General features: G+C 47.2%; 18 protein-coding genes and 1 pseudogene. 8 read left to right on the top strand and 11 right to left on the bottom strand.

The features are described 5' to 3' along the window. Positions 1-23 precede the first annotated feature (23 nt). The 4 genes from PAV_RS05660 to PAV_RS05670 form a co-directional block, all read right to left on the bottom strand. Complete coding sequence (locus tag PAV_RS05660; protein ID WP_005544232.1) at positions 24-560, bottom strand: pyridoxamine 5'-phosphate oxidase family protein; 537 nt, start codon at positions 558-560, stop codon at positions 24-26. Positions 561-812: 252 nt separating this feature from the next. Next, the gene (locus PAV_RS35225) at positions 813-953 is read right to left on the bottom strand and encodes a hypothetical protein (RefSeq protein WP_167549026.1); all 141 of its coding nucleotides are present in this window, start codon (positions 951-953) and stop codon (positions 813-815) included. A gap of 4 nt (positions 954-957) precedes the next feature. After that, positions 958-1779 carry a GNAT family N-acetyltransferase gene (locus PAV_RS05665; RefSeq protein WP_005544233.1) on the bottom strand — a complete coding sequence of 274 codons (822 nt, stop codon included), beginning with the start codon at positions 1777-1779 and terminating at the stop codon, positions 958-960. A gap of 107 nt (positions 1780-1886) precedes the next feature. Beyond that, entirely contained in the window at positions 1887-2642 is a 756-nt protein-coding gene (locus tag PAV_RS05670) for a cyclase family protein (protein ID WP_005544234.1), read from the bottom strand. A gap of 169 nt (positions 2643-2811) precedes the next feature. On the opposite strand from PAV_RS05670, the gene PAV_RS05675 reads away from it, so the two are divergent. Together PAV_RS05675 and PAV_RS05680 are read left to right on the top strand one after the other, a co-directional pair. Beyond that, on the top strand, positions 2812-3285 hold the full coding sequence (locus PAV_RS05675; RefSeq protein ID WP_005544235.1) for a GNAT family N-acetyltransferase: 474 nt from the start codon (positions 2812-2814) through the stop codon (positions 3283-3285). A gap of 104 nt (positions 3286-3389) precedes the next feature. After that, positions 3390-5432: an ATP-binding protein gene (locus tag PAV_RS05680; RefSeq protein ID WP_005544236.1), complete on the top strand. Its 2043-nt coding sequence runs from the start codon at positions 3390-3392 to the stop codon at positions 5430-5432. On the opposite strand, the gene PAV_RS05685 is transcribed toward PAV_RS05680, so the two are convergent. Next, a complete protein-coding gene (locus PAV_RS05685) occupies positions 5426-5605 on the bottom strand; it encodes a hypothetical protein (RefSeq protein ID WP_005544237.1) in 180 nt (59 codons plus the stop codon). The two genes, PAV_RS05680 and PAV_RS05685, sit on opposite strands and share 7 nt — an antisense overlap. A 240-nt stretch (positions 5606-5845) precedes the next feature. Here PAV_RS05685 and PAV_RS05690 point away from each other — a divergent pair, with 240 nt between their 5' ends. The 4 genes and pseudogenes from PAV_RS05690 (at position 5846) to PAV_RS05705 (ending at position 8629) form a co-directional block, all read left to right on the top strand. Then, positions 5846-6763 carry an ABC transporter ATP-binding protein gene (locus tag PAV_RS05690; RefSeq protein ID WP_040735001.1) on the top strand — a complete coding sequence of 306 codons (918 nt, stop codon included), beginning with the start codon at positions 5846-5848 and terminating at the stop codon, positions 6761-6763. Next, positions 6760-7509 carry an ABC transporter permease gene (locus tag PAV_RS05695; RefSeq protein WP_005544239.1) on the top strand — a complete coding sequence of 250 codons (750 nt, stop codon included), beginning with the start codon at positions 6760-6762 and terminating at the stop codon, positions 7507-7509. The genes PAV_RS05690 and PAV_RS05695 overlap by 4 nt, the downstream gene beginning before the upstream one ends. A gap of 13 nt (positions 7510-7522) precedes the next feature. Continuing rightward, positions 7523-8252, top strand: a pseudogene (locus tag PAV_RS05700) (ABC transporter permease). A gap of 41 nt (positions 8253-8293) precedes the next feature. Further along, positions 8294-8629, top strand: a complete 336-nt coding sequence (locus PAV_RS05705; RefSeq protein ID WP_274517662.1) for a YxeA family protein — start codon at positions 8294-8296, stop codon at positions 8627-8629. A gap of 185 nt (positions 8630-8814) precedes the next feature. On the opposite strand, the gene PAV_RS05710 is transcribed toward PAV_RS05705, so the two are convergent. The 5 genes from PAV_RS05710 to PAV_RS05725 all read right to left on the bottom strand — a co-directional run bounded on the left by PAV_RS05710 (position 8815) and on the right by PAV_RS05725 (position 13621). Further along, entirely contained in the window at positions 8815-10218 is a 1404-nt protein-coding gene (locus PAV_RS05710) for a sensor histidine kinase (RefSeq protein ID WP_005544247.1), read from the bottom strand. Between the two features lie 4 nt (positions 10219-10222). After that, a complete protein-coding gene (locus tag PAV_RS05715) occupies positions 10223-10879 on the bottom strand; it encodes a response regulator transcription factor (RefSeq protein ID WP_005544249.1) in 657 nt (218 codons plus the stop codon). Positions 10880-11166: 287 nt separating this feature from the next. Beyond that, entirely contained in the window at positions 11167-11997 is an 831-nt protein-coding gene (locus PAV_RS32180; protein ID WP_005544251.1) for a stalk domain-containing protein, read from the bottom strand. A gap of 62 nt (positions 11998-12059) precedes the next feature. Next, the gene (locus tag PAV_RS32185) at positions 12060-12593 is read right to left on the bottom strand and encodes an RCC1 domain-containing protein (protein WP_157266581.1); all 534 of its coding nucleotides are present in this window, start codon (positions 12591-12593) and stop codon (positions 12060-12062) included. Between the two features lie 197 nt (positions 12594-12790). Then, entirely contained in the window at positions 12791-13621 is an 831-nt protein-coding gene (locus PAV_RS05725) for a nucleotidyltransferase domain-containing protein (protein ID WP_005544254.1), read from the bottom strand. 230 nt (positions 13622-13851) lie between these two features. Between PAV_RS05725 and PAV_RS05730 the strand changes: the two genes are divergently transcribed. Further along, positions 13852-15162, top strand: a complete 1311-nt coding sequence (locus PAV_RS05730; RefSeq protein WP_005544257.1) for a helix-turn-helix transcriptional regulator — start codon at positions 13852-13854, stop codon at positions 15160-15162. After that, entirely contained in the window at positions 15149-15955 is an 807-nt protein-coding gene (locus tag PAV_RS05735) for a WYL domain-containing protein (RefSeq protein ID WP_005544259.1), read from the top strand. The genes PAV_RS05730 and PAV_RS05735 overlap by 14 nt, the downstream gene beginning before the upstream one ends. 80 nt (positions 15956-16035) lie before the next feature. Here the strand turns inward: PAV_RS05735 and PAV_RS37510 are convergent, their stop codons facing one another. Further along, on the bottom strand, positions 16036-16602 hold the full coding sequence (locus tag PAV_RS37510; protein WP_005544261.1) for a tubby C-terminal domain-like protein: 567 nt from the start codon (positions 16600-16602) through the stop codon (positions 16036-16038). Positions 16603-16629 lie beyond the last annotated feature (27 nt).

Consider the following 16629-nt stretch of genomic DNA (forward strand, 5'->3'; position numbering starts at 1 on the left):
GGTTCTTATGTATAAAAAACAGCTTACACGGTTTTTCCGGGAGCAAACATTTTCCCCTCATCAATCGGATTTTCTTTCGCGGTGATATGATGTGGATCTATTCGGTACACCTCAACCGGCCCACTGAATACTGCTGACCGGTATTTGTCTACGTGCTGCTTGGGTAACGGCCGATTATAGTAACCAGGCACATACTTATACATCATTTCCTGCAACATGTGTGTAGCTTCATCCAAATCGACGACGGGCTGTGCCTTGCCAAAAATCATTACGCTCATATACGCTGTGTCCGTCTTGGCTGGCACCGGATCAGTAATCGTTCCATATTCTTCACAAATCGCAAAACAGACCTCCGGATTCGCATCCATAACGTGATTTCTTCTCCCACCAGTGGCTCCATGAAAATAAAGCTTTCCATTTGTCCAAACGAAATTGAGAGGAACAACATACGGCAGATGACCATCGACCATTCCAAGATGTCCAATTCGAGCTTGCTGCAAAAATGTCTCAATCTTGTTTTTGTCCAACACTTCTCTTATTTTGTAACGCACTCCATTCATGGCTTCACCTCTATTGAATTGAAAGATTATGATGTGAGTTTACCAGCCATTGGAATGAGGATAAATGTCCATAATCATGGAATTGATGCAATCCATATTAGACAGTAAGCGATGCTCCTCTTACCAAACTAATAATGAACGCATTCGTGTTTAGTCTGTTCCACCTCGCTTGGCTAGGTGCACTTCATAACAAAAACCGGAATGAAGGCCATTCATTCCGGTTTCCTCTGGCTCCACATTAACTGGAGCTTATTATATTTGATCTCGCCCCAAGCTGATCTGCGCATTCTTCATCATTCCAAGTGCCAAGCCAATGAACATAAACGCTGCATAGTACAGCCCGATAGCTTCTGTAGCGGCAGGCTCACCGTAATCTAGCCATTTGGCCTTCACCTTGCTAAGTTGCCTTAAATAACAATAGCCGATGCTCTTGCTGAAAGCCTGCTTTTTGATAGAGAGAAATCGCCTTTTCATTCTCCTCCTGCACACATAATGAGATTTCATCAATCTCCTTCTCGATGAGCAGGAAGCGCAGCGCCTCTTGCATGAGTGAAGTGCCGAGCCCTTGGCCTTGTGCCTGCGGCGATACGGCAATGAATTCGATATTTCCTTCTTGTGCTTCAGGATCCGCCTCCACGTAGACGTAACCGAGCAGACTCTCATTTCGATCCACTGCAATAAAGATACGATGGTCGTCCTGTAGCCGGCTAATGATCTCTTGTCCGTTGTAATACGTATTTGGGAACGAGGCATCATGCAGCCCAATAAAGGCCTCAACGTATTCTGGCGTGATCTCCTGCAGCGTCGTCTGGACTGGAACATAGCTGAATGCGATGCGAGAGCATTTCAACACCAAATGAGTATGTAAAAATTCCGCCTGCACCGCAACTGTGAACTGCAATGCTCGCTTGTTCTCCTCATTATAGAAACAATAGAAAGTCGGCGCCTTGCCACCAAGCTGATTCATTCCCGTTTCCCAGAGTTGGTTAGCGATCTCATTCCATTTTGAATCCTGGTCAATAAATGGCCCCCACACCTCTGCCACGCCACGTTCAAGATCAACATCAAAGCCAAGCGCACCAACTATTCGTTCATTTTCACAGGCAATAACGAAGGAGGATTCCAAATCGAGATCTGAGAAATCCTCTCTTAGTGTGCTTGCAATTTCCCCTGCCTGATCTCCGCAAAATCCAACATGATGCTGCTTCTCGCGATTCAATCGTGCGATTAAGGCTGCTAATTCATCAACATGTCATATGATATGGCATGAATTATGATCGACATGAAGTAAATTATCTCCTTTTGTCTATCGTACATTTTTGGGGTTTATTCAAAAATAGCAACTGGACGCGACCAGCCTGCGCTCGCCTTTTCTACCTTTACCGGGAAGCAGCACACCTTAAATCCGAATGGCTTCGGCAGCTGTTCCAGATTCGCCAGCTTCTCAATTTGACAATATTCATGGTCTTGGCCAACGAAATGAGCTGCCCACAGAACGCCCGCCTTCGGCTCGCGCTTATATGCCTCAGCTTGCAGGTTCAATGGTATATCCCACCCCCAGCCATCTGTGCCTACAACCTTAATGCCCTGATCAATCAGCCAGCGCGTCGCTTCCGCTGACACCCCAGCATGCAAAGACACATAATGCTCCTCATAGAGGCGCTTGTCCGCATCCGTACGGATTAAGACGATGTCCAGCGGCTTCAGCTTATAGCCGATTCGATCCAACTCAGCGATTACATCGTCCGTCGTAATCTCATAGCCGGAAGACTTCTGACTGAAATCAAGCAGCACGCCATCAGAGAAGAACCATTCCAACGGGAGCTCATCAATTGTCCTTGACGGCTTGCCTTCCGAGGTTGGCCAGTAATGCCAAGGCGCATCAATATGGGTGCCGGCATGCGTATTCAAGGTTACCGTTTCGGTAGCCCAAGCTTGGCTTTCCGGAAAATCTTCCGGCTTTAATCCAAGTATGGCGGCTGCCTGCTTCGCACCCTCCTTGTGACTGGAATATTCATTCTTGGCCGGAAGCAGTTCACGAATACGAGGACTAATGGATACACTCAAATCAATGATTTTCATTTGCGTACCTCTCCTTTGAATGAACGATTAACAATGAATTCAACAAAGAGGGAATATTCCCCTTTCCGATATCCAAAGATTCACATTTCATTGAGAACAAACAAACGTACTGCTACACTATAAAAAGGATTTTTCTAATTCTCGTAAAAATCGAGGTGCGAAAAGAAAAATGAAGGCCCATTCAATAGAACTGCAATTTTACAAGCCCGAATACTTGAAGGCCCTCCAAGCCTATCAGCTTCCGGAGGAGCAGGAACAATATACTGCACTGCCAATTCAGCGTCTGGATTCGTCGGATGGCAAGCACCCGATCGTCATAACAGCTAACAGCAAGCCGGTCGGCTTCTTTGTCTTGCATGAGAATGCATATATTCATGAGTACACCACGAATCCCCACGCATTCATGCTCACAGCCTTATCCATCGATTATGCGCAGCAGGGACAAGGATACGCCGCAATTGGGTTGGGGCTTCTCAAAAGCTTTGTATCTCAGCATTTCCCCGCATGCAATGAGATTGCGCTGGCTGTGAATCACAAAAATATTCCGGCGCAGCGTTTGTACATGAAGGTCGGGTTCATAGACACAGGCCGAAGACACAAGGGGTTTATTGGCGAGCAATTCATTCTTCGTTTTTCCCTGTAATAACTAGCCCCATATTCTAACTTCTACTATCCGATATTGCCAGATAAGAAGAGAATCGCTAACATGGGAAATAAAATAAATCGCAAGGAGGCGCATCCGATATCGTGCAGCTCCATTGGTTGGAACAAACCAAGCCATTCGTCGGGCGCAGTAAAGAAATGAGTCATGTTCTCGATTGGCTCGACAATCCTCAAGCCCCTTCCCACATCCTATACATATCCGGCATGGGGGGCATAGGCAAAAGCTCCCTAATGACAGAGATGATGCTAGCGGTTCAGCAGCGAAAATGGCCAAGCATCTGGCTGGACGGACGCTCAAGCATCATGACGCCAGTAGGGTTTTTGGAGTATATTACATCCGCCATTCAATTCGAATTATATAATTACAATCCTGCCAATCCACTCGAAGTGCTAATGTCTGCTCACGCCTCCTGTCGCATCGCTATCTTTATTGACAATTGCGAGAATATTTCACTCCTGGAAGGGTGGGTGATGAATGCATTCTGGCCGAAGCTGTCATCTCAGGGCGTCCTCATTGTATTCGCCTCTCGATCCCCTATTCCACTTGTATGGAGAACACATCCGCATAGGGGAAGGCATATTACCGAACTGCCACTGGCTCATTTTTCTTATACGGAAACCATGGATTATATCTCACATGCAGGGGCATTTTCGAAGGAAATCAGCGGGGAAATTGCGCGAAGCTCAGACGGCCACCCACTCGCTCTAGCGCTTGCTGTAGAAGCTGTTCAAAAAAAGCGGGAGTTGTCGAGAATAGATACCAATATTGTATCTCAAACAATTAGTGCCCACTTACTGCGTGAGCTTACGACTGAGGAGGTTCAACCGTGCGTTGATGCCTTAATTGTCTTGCAGCAAGCCAACCAAGAAATGCTCTCCAAGTTCCTGAATCGCCCAGTAACGATTCAACAATATCGGCTGCTGCAAAGCATGTCATTTATGCGAACAGGCCCTGAGGGCATTGCTCTTCATGATATTGCCCGCATGCACCTGTACCGGGATTTCCGTGCTAGGGAGCCCCAGCGATTAGAAGAGCTGAGAACGAAGGCGGCCATGCTTCTATATCAGAAATTTTCCCAAGCAGAGCTTCATCGACGACGCGAGATTGCTGCAAAATTACTCTTTTTGTGCAAGGATACCCTTCACTCCGATCGATTGTATGCAGACTGGACGGTAGACTCGCCGGATTCATCGCTCGAAGTTATGACCGAGACCGATTTACCCGCCCTTCATGAGCTTCTTGATCGATGGTGCGACTACAGCATTGATCCATGGCAGCGAAATTCCTACCACCAATTTATGGATGATCTCGCGTTCCAATTCCCGGAGAGCATTGTTGTTTTGCGTGAAACGGACGGAAAGCCAATTGGCATGTTCATCATGCTCCTTGTACATCAGGACACAAGCAGACTCATGCAAAAGCACTTCCCTTCCGAACTGCGCGAATGCTTCACATCTAAAGAACTAGCTTGCAGAGCGGATCAAGCTGACACATACTTTCCTGTCTTGTGCACAGCTACGGACAAGCATCCCATATTCACCCGTGAAGAACTGGTCGGTCTGCTCACCCGAGATCGACTCTCCTTGCTCGGACAAGGCTCTCGCGCAGTGCTGGTAGCGACCAATCCGAATTTAAAAACCTTCCTCCAGCAAGTCGGATTCCAGCTTCGTCCCACACGTACAAGGGATTGTGATACTACATATGCAAGAGCGGACATACTAGAACTAGATCTTAGGCAGGAGCGGTTTGGGAATTGGATTATGTCCTTCTTCTCCCAGCAGGCAAGCCAATCCAGCAGCAATCAGTACGAGATTACGATGCAAGACGTCCGCAAAATACTGTCCTTCTTGCACGATCCGGGCAAGCTGAGTTACTACACCCGCTTTTTCCCCATGATTACAAATGGGGTCGATTTACAAGCACGCTTACTGCCCATCCTTGAGAAAAACACACTCTTTCTACAAGAACAAGACCTGCTTCTCCTGAATACGGCATATAACCTGTACCCCAACAATCACATTGCGGCTGCGCTTGCTTGCAATATGAGTCGCGCAACTTACTATCGCCACTTGAACAAAGCAATTCAAAACGTTACCGAAATGATTAAGTGCAAGGGAATTCATTGACAGCTCAACAGGGCCTTGGCTGACGGTTCCAAATACATCTCAGCCTTCAGGCCCTTCTTATGTATCTCAATCCCTCCGTGCAATATCTGCCGTACAGCCTCCTCATGTAACCTTAGCTGCTCGATAATATCTTCTACACGAACGTCCACTTTTTCCTTTGAGATTAGATCCATAACTATTCCCCCATTTTCGCCCCTCATCATCCAACTGGACAATTTGCTGGCACTGTCTCGTTGTCTTTCACTATAATCCAGAAGGCTTGTCTCTTCGTCTCAACTTTTTCTCATATTGGGATGTGAACACCATCATTTAAGGTTGGCGTAAGGTAATCTTCAACCTTATGAAAGGTGCAGGACTTACAGTTGAAGCATGAAATCATAATTGGAAATAGTGAATGGAGTGGATGATCCTTGATGAATGCCCAGCCCGTCGTTGCTACTCGCGGACTTTCAAAATTTTATAACCATGTATGCCGGGTGAACAACATTAACCTTGAGGTTCTAGAAGGCGAAATATACGGCTTCCTTGGCCCGAATGGGGCGGGGAAATCCACAACCTTGAAGATGCTGCTTGGTCTAGCCAAGCCCACCGATGGCCGCATTACCCTATTCGGTCAGGAGCTCGGCAAACATCGGCGAACTGTTCTCAATCAGATCGGCTCCCTGATTGAATCTCCTTCTTATTACGGTCATTTGACTGGACTTGAAAATATGCGCGTCATGCAGAAATTACGCGGGGTTCCGAGCAAAAATGTGGAAGAGGCGCTGCGAATTGTCCGACTTGAAAACCAGAAAAACAAACAAGTAGAGCATTACTCGCTCGGTATGAAACAGCGGCTGGGCATAGCCATGGCTCTTATCTCCTACCCCAAGCTGCTCATATTGGATGAGCCGACGAACGGATTAGATCCCGCAGGCATCGGTGAAATTCGCGAACTGATCAAATCACTGCCGCGGCAATACGGAATTACCGTACTTCTTTCCAGCCACCTGCTCTCCGAAATTGAGCAGATCGCCACCTCCGTTGGCATTATTAGTGACGGCAATCTGCTATACCAAGGAAAGATGGAGACACTGCAAGAGCGAAATAGGTCGTCCCTCGCAATTCGAACGAGCAATAATACTGCAGCAGCAGCATGGATGCAAAATCAGGGCTATATGGCCAGCCTACGGGACGAATGCTTGCAGATCAAGCATATGAGCGATCAACAGGTGGCAAGGCTGAATAAGGAGCTCGTGCTGAGTGGCATTGATGTTCTACGGATCGAAGAACGCAAAAGAACACTGGAGGATATTTTCTTGGAGCTTACCGGAAGGGAGAGAAGCTTATGACAAGAGCTTTGTCCCTAGAATATTTCAAACTTCGCCGTAAGCGCATCTTCGCTATGATGGTCTTATTTCTGGGTGCTGAAATGCTATGGGCGTTGGTATCGACAACGATGTCGATCGCTCGAAATCCCAGCAGCGCGGACTGGAAAACGGTAATTGCAACTACAGCCTCCATGAACGGATTATTTCTCCCGATTATATCGGCTATCGTCGTATCGCGCTTGTGCGACATGGAACAAAAAGGAAACACATGGAAGTTGTTAATGGCAACAAATATGAATCGGAGCAGCCTCTATGCGGCCAAATTCATATGCGCTGTCTCGATTATCTGCCTGTACCTTGTCCTGCAGGCAGGCATAGTTTTTACGTTCGGCGTGATGAACGGTTTCGATTCGCTCCCATTGCGGCTTCTCATTCTGCATATTGGAGGAGCGCTTCTGACAAGCTTAGCCATCATTGCCTTGCAGCAGTGGATTTCCCTTATTTTGAAGAATCAGTCCTTTGCCCTGTGTCTAGGAATGATAGGCGGCTTTATAGGCATGACAGCAGATCTATTTCCTGCATTTGTGCGTCGAATATTCATATGGTCTTACTATTCCGGACTGTCTCCTGTTACCTATCTATATACAGGGAAATCCGCAACTTACGTGATGCAGCCACCAAGCTTCGGTCTGACCGTTGTGGTGCTACTCATCGCAGTCGCATGTTACGCGGCAGGTAATATACATGTTTCTCGCAGGGAAGTATAGGAGGTTAATCGATATGTTACGAAGCGTTTCCGCTGAAGTCCTGAAGCTGCGGCATTCTCGAATTTGGATCATTCTTGTTGTTCTTCCCGTTATTAGTCTCGTGATTGGCTGGTAAATTATTATTTAAATCGAGAGGTTCTGCAGCAGGAATGGTACAGCTTGTGGACGCAAGCTGCTCTTTTTTACGGCATGTTCTTCCTCCCTGTGCTAATCGCGATCTGTTGTGCCTATGCATGCAGACTAGAGCATATGAACCGGAACTGGAATGCTGTATTGACGGCTCCCGTATCCATCGCCAGCGTCGTCATTGCTAAGCTGATTGTCGTTGGAGCACTCTTGTTTTTGTCCAGTTGATATTTTTTACTCTGTATCTATGTATGGGATACTTGCTTGATATCTCCTCGGAATTTCCTCCCGATGCGATAGGATGGATATTCCGAGGTTGGATATCTTCTCTCTCAATAGCTGCCATACAGCTTGTGCTCTCGCTTCGAATCCGCAGCTTTGCCGCACCGATCGGCATCTGCTTATGTGCTGTTTTTCTGGGTTTGGGGCTGTATGTCGCGAAGTTCGGCATGCTGCTGCCGTATTCCATGCTGACGATTGGCATGGGTGTACTCAGCCAAGAGAGTCTGAATGGAGCGGAGCATATCCAATTCTATGTGATGAGTGGCATTTATATTGTACTGTTCACTAGTTATGCCATTCGCAGCTTGCAGAGGAATGATGTTATTCAAGCCTAATTCACTCTGAAAGGGAGATCTTCAATGAAAAAATAATCCTTATTGCCGCGCTGCTGCTCGCAGCCGTCGTCGCATTCGGTATTTTCGTACTTGCTCCGGAACGACTAGCGCCGGATGACCCTGATGGGAAGACGTTGTATTATACACAAATCCACAGTAATGAAGCGATTAAAAACAAGAACGGCAGATATGAATACAGCCTCCTTGCTTTTGACAACCAAGGAAACCAAAAACAGCTGGACTTTACCACCAGCAAGCAATTACGCAAGGGAGCTTATCTGGAGCTGTATACGACAAGGCTCCGAGGTGTTACCTATTGGCATGAAGTCCGATATGACAGTCTTCCTGAGAACATAAGAAGAACCTATAAGCCATAGATGTATAATCCCAACAAAGGGCCGCTCTCTGGATCATACGCTGATCAGAAAACGGCCCTTTTCGTCATTATTTATTTAAGAAACATATTCTTTATATCATGAATGTGAGAACGTGATGACAAGAGTGACATTCCATAAATACCCTTACATGCAAAACTACTGATCCGGTCTATGTTCGTCTGTTGTTAGCTTAGATTAGCTTCCTTGGCCGAACAGCTTGACAGTTCAATTGTAGCGCACATGCCTTGCCCCGTGTCACTCTCCAGCAACAGATGTCCGCGATGTGCCTCGGCAATTCTAGCAACCATAGGAAGCCCCAAACCATGTCCATTCTGTCGCAAATGTTGTCTCTCCGCAGAGTATGGCAGTTTCAACAGATCCTCCAACGCATCACGCTGAATCCCTACTCCGTTATCCATTACCGTAAACTGACAAGCCGAACCATCAGTTGATTGATTTACAAGCAGCGAAATGACGCAGCCATCTGGATTATGGTCGATGCAATTCTGTACCAGATTCGTGATGGCTCGAAGCATCAGCTTGCGATCGACTTCAGCCTGAATAGGCTCTTTCTTGATCTGCAAGTCAATCGTATACCGATCATCCAGCCCTTGATTCAGGAAGTCTGCAGCAACCTGTCTGGCTAGAGCCGCCAATCGTATCGGCTCCATGTTCAAGGGCTGCATCTCATACTCCAGCTTGGAGACTAGATTCAAATCACTGACGAGAGACCGCAGCTTCTCCCCCTGCTTGCGAATGATTGCCGCCTGCTGCCTCTGCTCCTCAGGCACCTCCGCATGTTCCTCCAGAGAACTGGCATAGCCAAGAATCATGGACAGAGGCGTGCGAATGTCGTGGGAAATTCCTGCAATCCAATTCGACCGCGCCTCATTGCGAGTACGAAGAGCCGCCTGCCTTTCTCGAAGCATTTCAGAGGTATCATTGATGCTTCGCGCGAGCTTGCCGAATATCCCCTTCTCCTCTGCCCGAACGGCCTCTTCCTTGCCAAGCGCGTGAACAACGCCTGTGAGCGGCTTCAATGAACGGACAAGCCGAGTACCAATTATAATAGCCAGCACGCATCCCAGTACGATGTTGCCTAGCAGCAGGAATAAGGCTCTCTGCGGTAAAGAACGTATCCATGGCACGAGAAAATAGAAATGATACTTCGCATAGCTGTTCTTCGGATAACCAAGCACGATCAGTCCATCTGCATGCTCCCACACAAACACTGGATATTCAAGCAAAAAATGACGGGTGAATTTCGCAACCTCGGTTAGAGAATATGAACGAGGGACTTCCCCAGGCAGCTTGTAATCCCATATGACTCGGCCGCCCTTATCAAGCAGCATCGCCCATGCTTCAGTACCCTCCAGCATCTGGCGGGAGGAGGCATCTAATGCATATGTCTTTCCCATCCGTTGCAAATGGTTCGCTACATACTCCACGACATGCTGTGGAGATTGTCCATCATTAATTTCCTTGAACACGAAAACACCGAGCATGGCCAAATTCAAGGCAACGATCCCGGCAAAAATAGCAAATGTAATGCCCGTAAACCGGCGAATAATGCGGATAATGTCTTCCATTGTCCTATGGCTCCTTCACCATAAGCTTATATCCGAGCCCTCTCACGGTTAGCAGGCTGCTGGGATTAGAGGGATCCGCTTCGATCTTCTCCCGAATTCGCCGTATATGCACCATTAACGTATTCTCGTAGCTAGTGCCCTCATCGCCCCAACCGGCCTGGAACAATGCATCAGTCGTTACGATACGCCCTCTATTCTCATAGAGCTTCATAAGAATCGCATGCTCCTTGGCCGTCAGCGGCTGCTCACGTTCTCCAGCACCATCGGCCTTACGATATACCACAGCGCTCTCTAAATCCACCGTGCATCCTTCCAAATGAAAGGTCGGCAAGCTATCCTCCTGATGCGTCTGATATACTCGCTTCAAAATGCCGTTCAGGCGAAGGATCAGCTCCCTTGGCAAAAAAGGCTTCACCATATAATCATCGGCTCCAAGACCTAATCCGAGCAGCCGGTCCTCATCTTCGCCCCTCGCAGACAAGAACAGCGCCGGCATGCTGGAGAATTGGCGGATGGCTGTCAGCAGCGCAAAGCCGTCCTGATCTGGAAGCATCACATCCAATATGGCGATGTCAGGCTTGTCTCTGCGGCACACAGCTATTGCTGATTTGCTGTCGGATGCCGTATAAATTCGATAATAGCCCTCTTTGCGCAGCAGCATATCGATCATGGTCCGAATGTCAGGTTCATCGTCCACAATAAGTATTTTTTGTTTTTTAGATTGTCCACATACTCCCCTGCCTTCCCTTACAATAGTAGTTCATTAAACATTTGGTTTTGGCTGGAATCGACCGAGGGAAAATAATGTATTCGACAAGAAGATGCACATAACCTGCATCTAACAGAGTATCAAGGACTCTAGAAGGAAGCTTGAGAACACGCTAATTATATAAAAAAGAGCCTTGACCGGTAATTGCCATAACCGGAGCAAGCCCCTCTTCATACTCTCTATTTCATCGTAATCGAAATTTTGTCTTCCTTCTGACTCCAGTCTACCTTCGCTCCCAGCTTCTCACTAATGAAGCGGAGCGGCAAATAAGAGGTTCCCTTAATTGCAAAAGGCTTATTTTCCAGTTGAACTTCCTTTCCGTTCAGCGTCGTTGTCCCCGTCTTATAGTTGACAACGATGGTCAATTCCGCGCTGCCGGTGCCAGCATTGGAGCGGCTGATCGTGACTACCTTGCTTTCTTCATCATACTTGATCGCGGCGCCAAGCTTCTCGAAGATCGAACGTATAGGGACAAAGGCCTGATCTTTGCGAATGACAACGCCGTTGTTCAACTTAACGGCCTCTCCATTCAAGGCAAGCGCTACGGCGCGTTGTACCGGCACCGCCTGCTCATGCATGAACTCGTAGTCGCCATATCCTAAATCCGCATCCTTATTGACGCCCCATCCCCATAGGGAGCCATCTGCTTTTTGCATAATTATATGCCGCCAGCCTGCTTTAAGAGAGCTGATATTGGATGCAACAAGATCAAATTTGGCGTTGTCTGACATCGATTCGGTATCGATGGACGTACGATATACCTTGCCGCTATTTGTGTACGCTATGATTGAACGCTCTACAATATACGCTGCTTTCACATCGGAGATATTCTTTAGTTGAATCGGCTTTGGATGGTCATGCCTTTTCGTGCCATCGGACATTCCCGTCACTGTGGCACCCCAGAACCATAGGCGAGATGCACCATCGATTGCCAGATTCGTTTCTCCATTTGAATGAATTGATTGAATCCCCGTCACCCCTTCTACTTTCGTAGGAGTCGACTCAGGCAAAGAAGCAACTTTTTTAAAAGAGGTACGTTTATTTACCCCTTCCCATATAGTACCGTCCTTCTTCAGAAAGAACCATCGTTCTTGGTTCGCTTCACCGGGATAGTAGAAAAAACGATTTCTTCAACCTGATCGATGCCGGGCAGCTCCTTGAATTGAACATGTTTATAGCCTGATAGAACATGTTTATAGCTTTCGTTGTCCTCGTCCTCAGCGACGTATACTTTTCCGTCCGCATCGAGAGCTAAATCGCCGTAGAAATAAACCATGTCGCTGATGCCGGACACAGGGTGAATTTTGATTTCTGGCGATGTGTTGTCATCCTCTAAGAACCATACTTTCTTATCATCCGTTACCACATAGGAGCCGATGATCCGTTTTACAGGGCCTATTCCATGCAATTGAGTCGGTACGGCTTGAAAGTTTCCCCACACCCAATATGTACCGTCTTTCTTGATCAACGAATGCAATCCATACTCTTGAATTGCGTTGTCCGATTGCGGCGCTGCTGACGCCGCAGGCAGATTTACGGTTCCCAGCAAGCCTATGCTCAGCACAACCGCCAGCATCCATTTTCCCGCGTGTACCATTCTTTTCATCTTTGCGTTTCCCTTCTCTATCAAATTGAAAGTTCCTCCATCTATTGGAGAACCATAGTCTACCATTACTGTAGCATGATTTTCCATAGACTTTATGGCACAATTTCATAAAACTCTGCCTGCTTTAGCGGTAAAAAGTGTACTCTGTCCTTCTTACCTATTGCCTCCACCTTGACCGGCGCATGATTAAAGATCAGTTACAATGTTATTCTATTCTCTGGTATTTCTCGCATCTCTATTTCTCTCCTTGTGTCTGATGCGGTTATCGACCAGCGGAATAATTCGTCAAGCCGTCCATCATAACCGCCTGCTGCAACAGGCTGCTGCGCGGCAATCTGTTCATAGTACCCAATGGACTCCTCAATAAAGGCATTGATGACCTCAATTCTAGGCTCATGATCCAATTCTTCTCCCGCGATCTTTCGTGCGAGCAATTGTTGAATGGCGGCATGAAGTTCACCGTTCGTCGGAATGAGCCAATCTACCAGCACCGGAAACTCGATAGGCGGCATCTCGTTATAACGCTCGATCCATTGGCAGGCCAGCAGCGGGCGCAGCACGTAAAAATACTTTTTGATTTTCACTTGATCCCTTTGCAAATACTCCCTGTAGTTTCCTTTGGCCATATGCAAATAGTGATACATACAGGATCTCGGCGAAAAGGTATGGGAGGATAGGACACGTATCTGCGCCACCACATCCGATGCTTCTGCATATACAATCGGAGATTGCAGCCATTCAAGCAAAGGAGGATTCGACTTGCGAAATAAAGACAATGCTTTCTTCATATCCCATCCGTTGATATCCAGCATATTGCTGATCGGCCGCTCAATCACGTCTCGCTTTTCGAATAAGGATAAATAGCTGTCCATCGGTCTTACGTAAATAAATCGGACGTCATAATCGCTGTCCATCGATGGAAATCCCCATGCCCTGCTGCCCGATTCGCAAGCATACAATATGCGTACTCGTTCCTCTTTCTCGATCGTTTGTAACGCATCTATAATTTGCTGACGTATATTCGCCATGTGTGACCACTCCTTCTGACATTCGGATAACCCTTTACGCATGATTTGCTTCGACATTAGAAATCTCTGTTCATGAAGCTCGAGCCCGTTATTTCCTGTATTCATCATCCCTTATTTCCGGTGCTGTGAACATGGCGAATGTATTACGACTTACCGAGATTATTTCGTGCTTCCGCTCATGTTTACCTGATACAATGAAAGAGAACTGCTTGGGAGAAAGGAGATTAGACGTGGCGAAGGAGAGCTTCGATAAGGAGATTCAATATTTGCGCACACTCATGCTGATGAGAGGTGCATTCAACAGACAGCAGTTGGCAGATCGGCTGGGCATTTCCGTACATACTTTGGACAAAACGGCACGGCGCCTGAAGGAAGTTGCCGCAGCCTCCGATTTACAGTCTAAGCACGCGTCGGAATTGGAACTGGCGGAAGCTGTTCATCCTCGCAATTACGATTCATCCGATCCCGCCCTATTGTTCTTGTTTCGAGCCAAGTCGCTGAAGGAATCCGAATCGGTTCGGATATCGACTATTTTGGAGGCGCTGCAGGAGCAATCCATGACGGCTATGGAGCTTATGGATGAATGCTGCGGCAAAACGCCGGAAGAGCTGCCGATGCCTGATGAGAAGACAATTCGAAGCGACCTGAAATATTTGGAATCGGTCGGCGTCATTCGCAAAGCGAATGCATCCCGCCCATATCGCTTCCGCTTGAACGATGAGCTCATTCAGCAATTGTCGGATGAGGAACTGCTGGATTTATACGATTTCGTAGATGTTATGGCAAACACGCAGGTGCCTTCTGTCCATGGCTATTTGCTGCGGGACAGCTTGAAGAAGCAATTGCTGCTCGACCATAACGGCCAACATCTTACCGACATCTTTTTATATAAATATCATTATCATTCACGCATTTTGGATGAAGCCCATCTGTTTACCTTATTGGCCGCGATCCAGAAACGCTGCAGAGTGAAATTCCAATACTTCACGCCCAAGGCGGAGAAAAGCTATGCCGCACAGCAGACGAATCCGCGCTTCGAGCGGGAAGCCGAAGGAAGCTGGCATAAGGCTCTGCCCTTAAAAATCGTGTACGATCATCAATATGGCAGATGGTATATGCTGAGCAGCGATAGAGAAGGTATCCGCAAGTTCCGCATGGAGGGCATGACCCACATTGAAGAAGCGGATGCTGTGTCCGAGGACGTGTTCCAGATGAAGACAGCGGCGCTGATGGAGAAGATTCAATACAGTTGGCTCATCGATACCGGCCGTCCCGTGAAGGTGCGTGCCCGCTTCTTCAGCCCTCGCCCGGGAGACCCGGACTTCATTAAGCAGCGTGTGCTGCTGCAAGGGCAGTGGGGAGAAATCGTCGAAGAAGATGAGCATTCCTTTATATATGAAATTACGGTAAATGGAATTACAGAGATTAAGCCTTGGCTGCGCAGCTTCGGTTCAAGCTGCGAGGTGCTGGAGCCCAGATATCTGCGGCACCAGTTGATAGAGGAATGGAAGGAGATCGCTGATTACTATGAACCCATTTGAGAAAATCTTTGGCTATCAGATTTTGACTCGTCTCGAAGGAGCGGGAACATTCGTCGTTACCTCTCATGAACGGGCATGGTTGAAGACGATGCTCGCACATCCTGCAGCGAGCGAGGCCTTCTTGGAAGATACGATAACCAAATTAAATGAAATCCTGTCCTCAGAGATACTCATGGATACCTCCCATAATCTCATTGAGAAGGCCAAAAGCAAGGAAAAGAATGTCTATCATCCGATGCTAAAGCCGCTCCGTAGGTACATCTCTTCCGGGACAGGGATACGCATCAGTTACGCGATCAAGGGCGGGCGTGTCAACGAGGAACATGAGGGCTTTCCATATAAATTAGAGTATTCCATTATTAAGCGAGAATGGTACCTGCTCTGGTACCATCGTCAGCACCGCGGGCTCATGAGCACCAAGCTGCGCAATATTACGTCTTTGGCAGCAGAATCAATCCCGCCAGCGGAAGCGGAATATATTCTGGCGAAACTTGCCCGTCTACGCGATCGCCACAAGTCCGAGGCAGTGATTGAGGTCATCCGTGATTATCATTCCGAACTATCGCGCATCCTGTATGCCTTCTCTTGCTTTGAAACAGAGGTAATGTACGATGAGGAACAACGCAGCTACCAGATTCGAATCCGGCTGCCATGGAATGAGCATGAATTCCTCTTGTCCAAGATACGTTTTCTCGGCAAGCGCGTCCGCGTGAAGGAGGGGTCATACCTGCAGAAGCGCATGCGCGAAACGGCCGCCATGGCACTGGCAAGGTATGAGGAAAGCAGTGTGTGAGTCTATGCGATGGTGTGGGGTGGGCTCTCGTTAATCCTACACCAGAAGGTTTTGGTTTATATAAATAAGCTCAGGTATATTTAATCTCTCAGTGAGAATAAATAGAAGATACACGACAAAGTATAGATGTCCATTTCATCATCGAAAAGCTCGATCGTAAACGTCCGAGGAGGAAAGATCCTATCATATGTAATCAATGCTGTCACTCTGTCAGATGAATTTTTTAACGTAGTGGTACGATCCATGAAGTCCCTTTTTAACGAGTATACCTTATTATCGATAGCGAACTCCATGCAAGGATTTGTTTTGATCATCGTCTTATCTCTCAGTACAAATTTCCCCAAACGATTAGAGTCTACTTTCCACTCCGACCTAATCATCGTTTTAAGAAACCAAACTTCAATGGCCTTGCTCATTGTCCTACCTTCCGTATCAAAGACTTCAACATTAACTAAGTAATCGCTAAAAATATTATCTACAATATGATGAAGCGTACTATTATAGTGTCTTTGAATATCACCTATTCGGTTCCCGTTAGCATCTATTAATGCGAATTTCTTTCTACTTTTACGATAGATAGGGGCTACATAATGAAAATGAGTCATTGAATCACCACTTTGTAGTTTATAATCGACATTCAACAGCATAGCAGCTACATGTAACAGCTAGAGAAT

The sequence above is a fragment of the Paenibacillus alvei DSM 29 genome, from assembly GCF_000293805.1.
GTDB lineage: Bacteria > Bacillota > Bacilli > Paenibacillales > Paenibacillaceae > Paenibacillus_B > Paenibacillus_B alvei.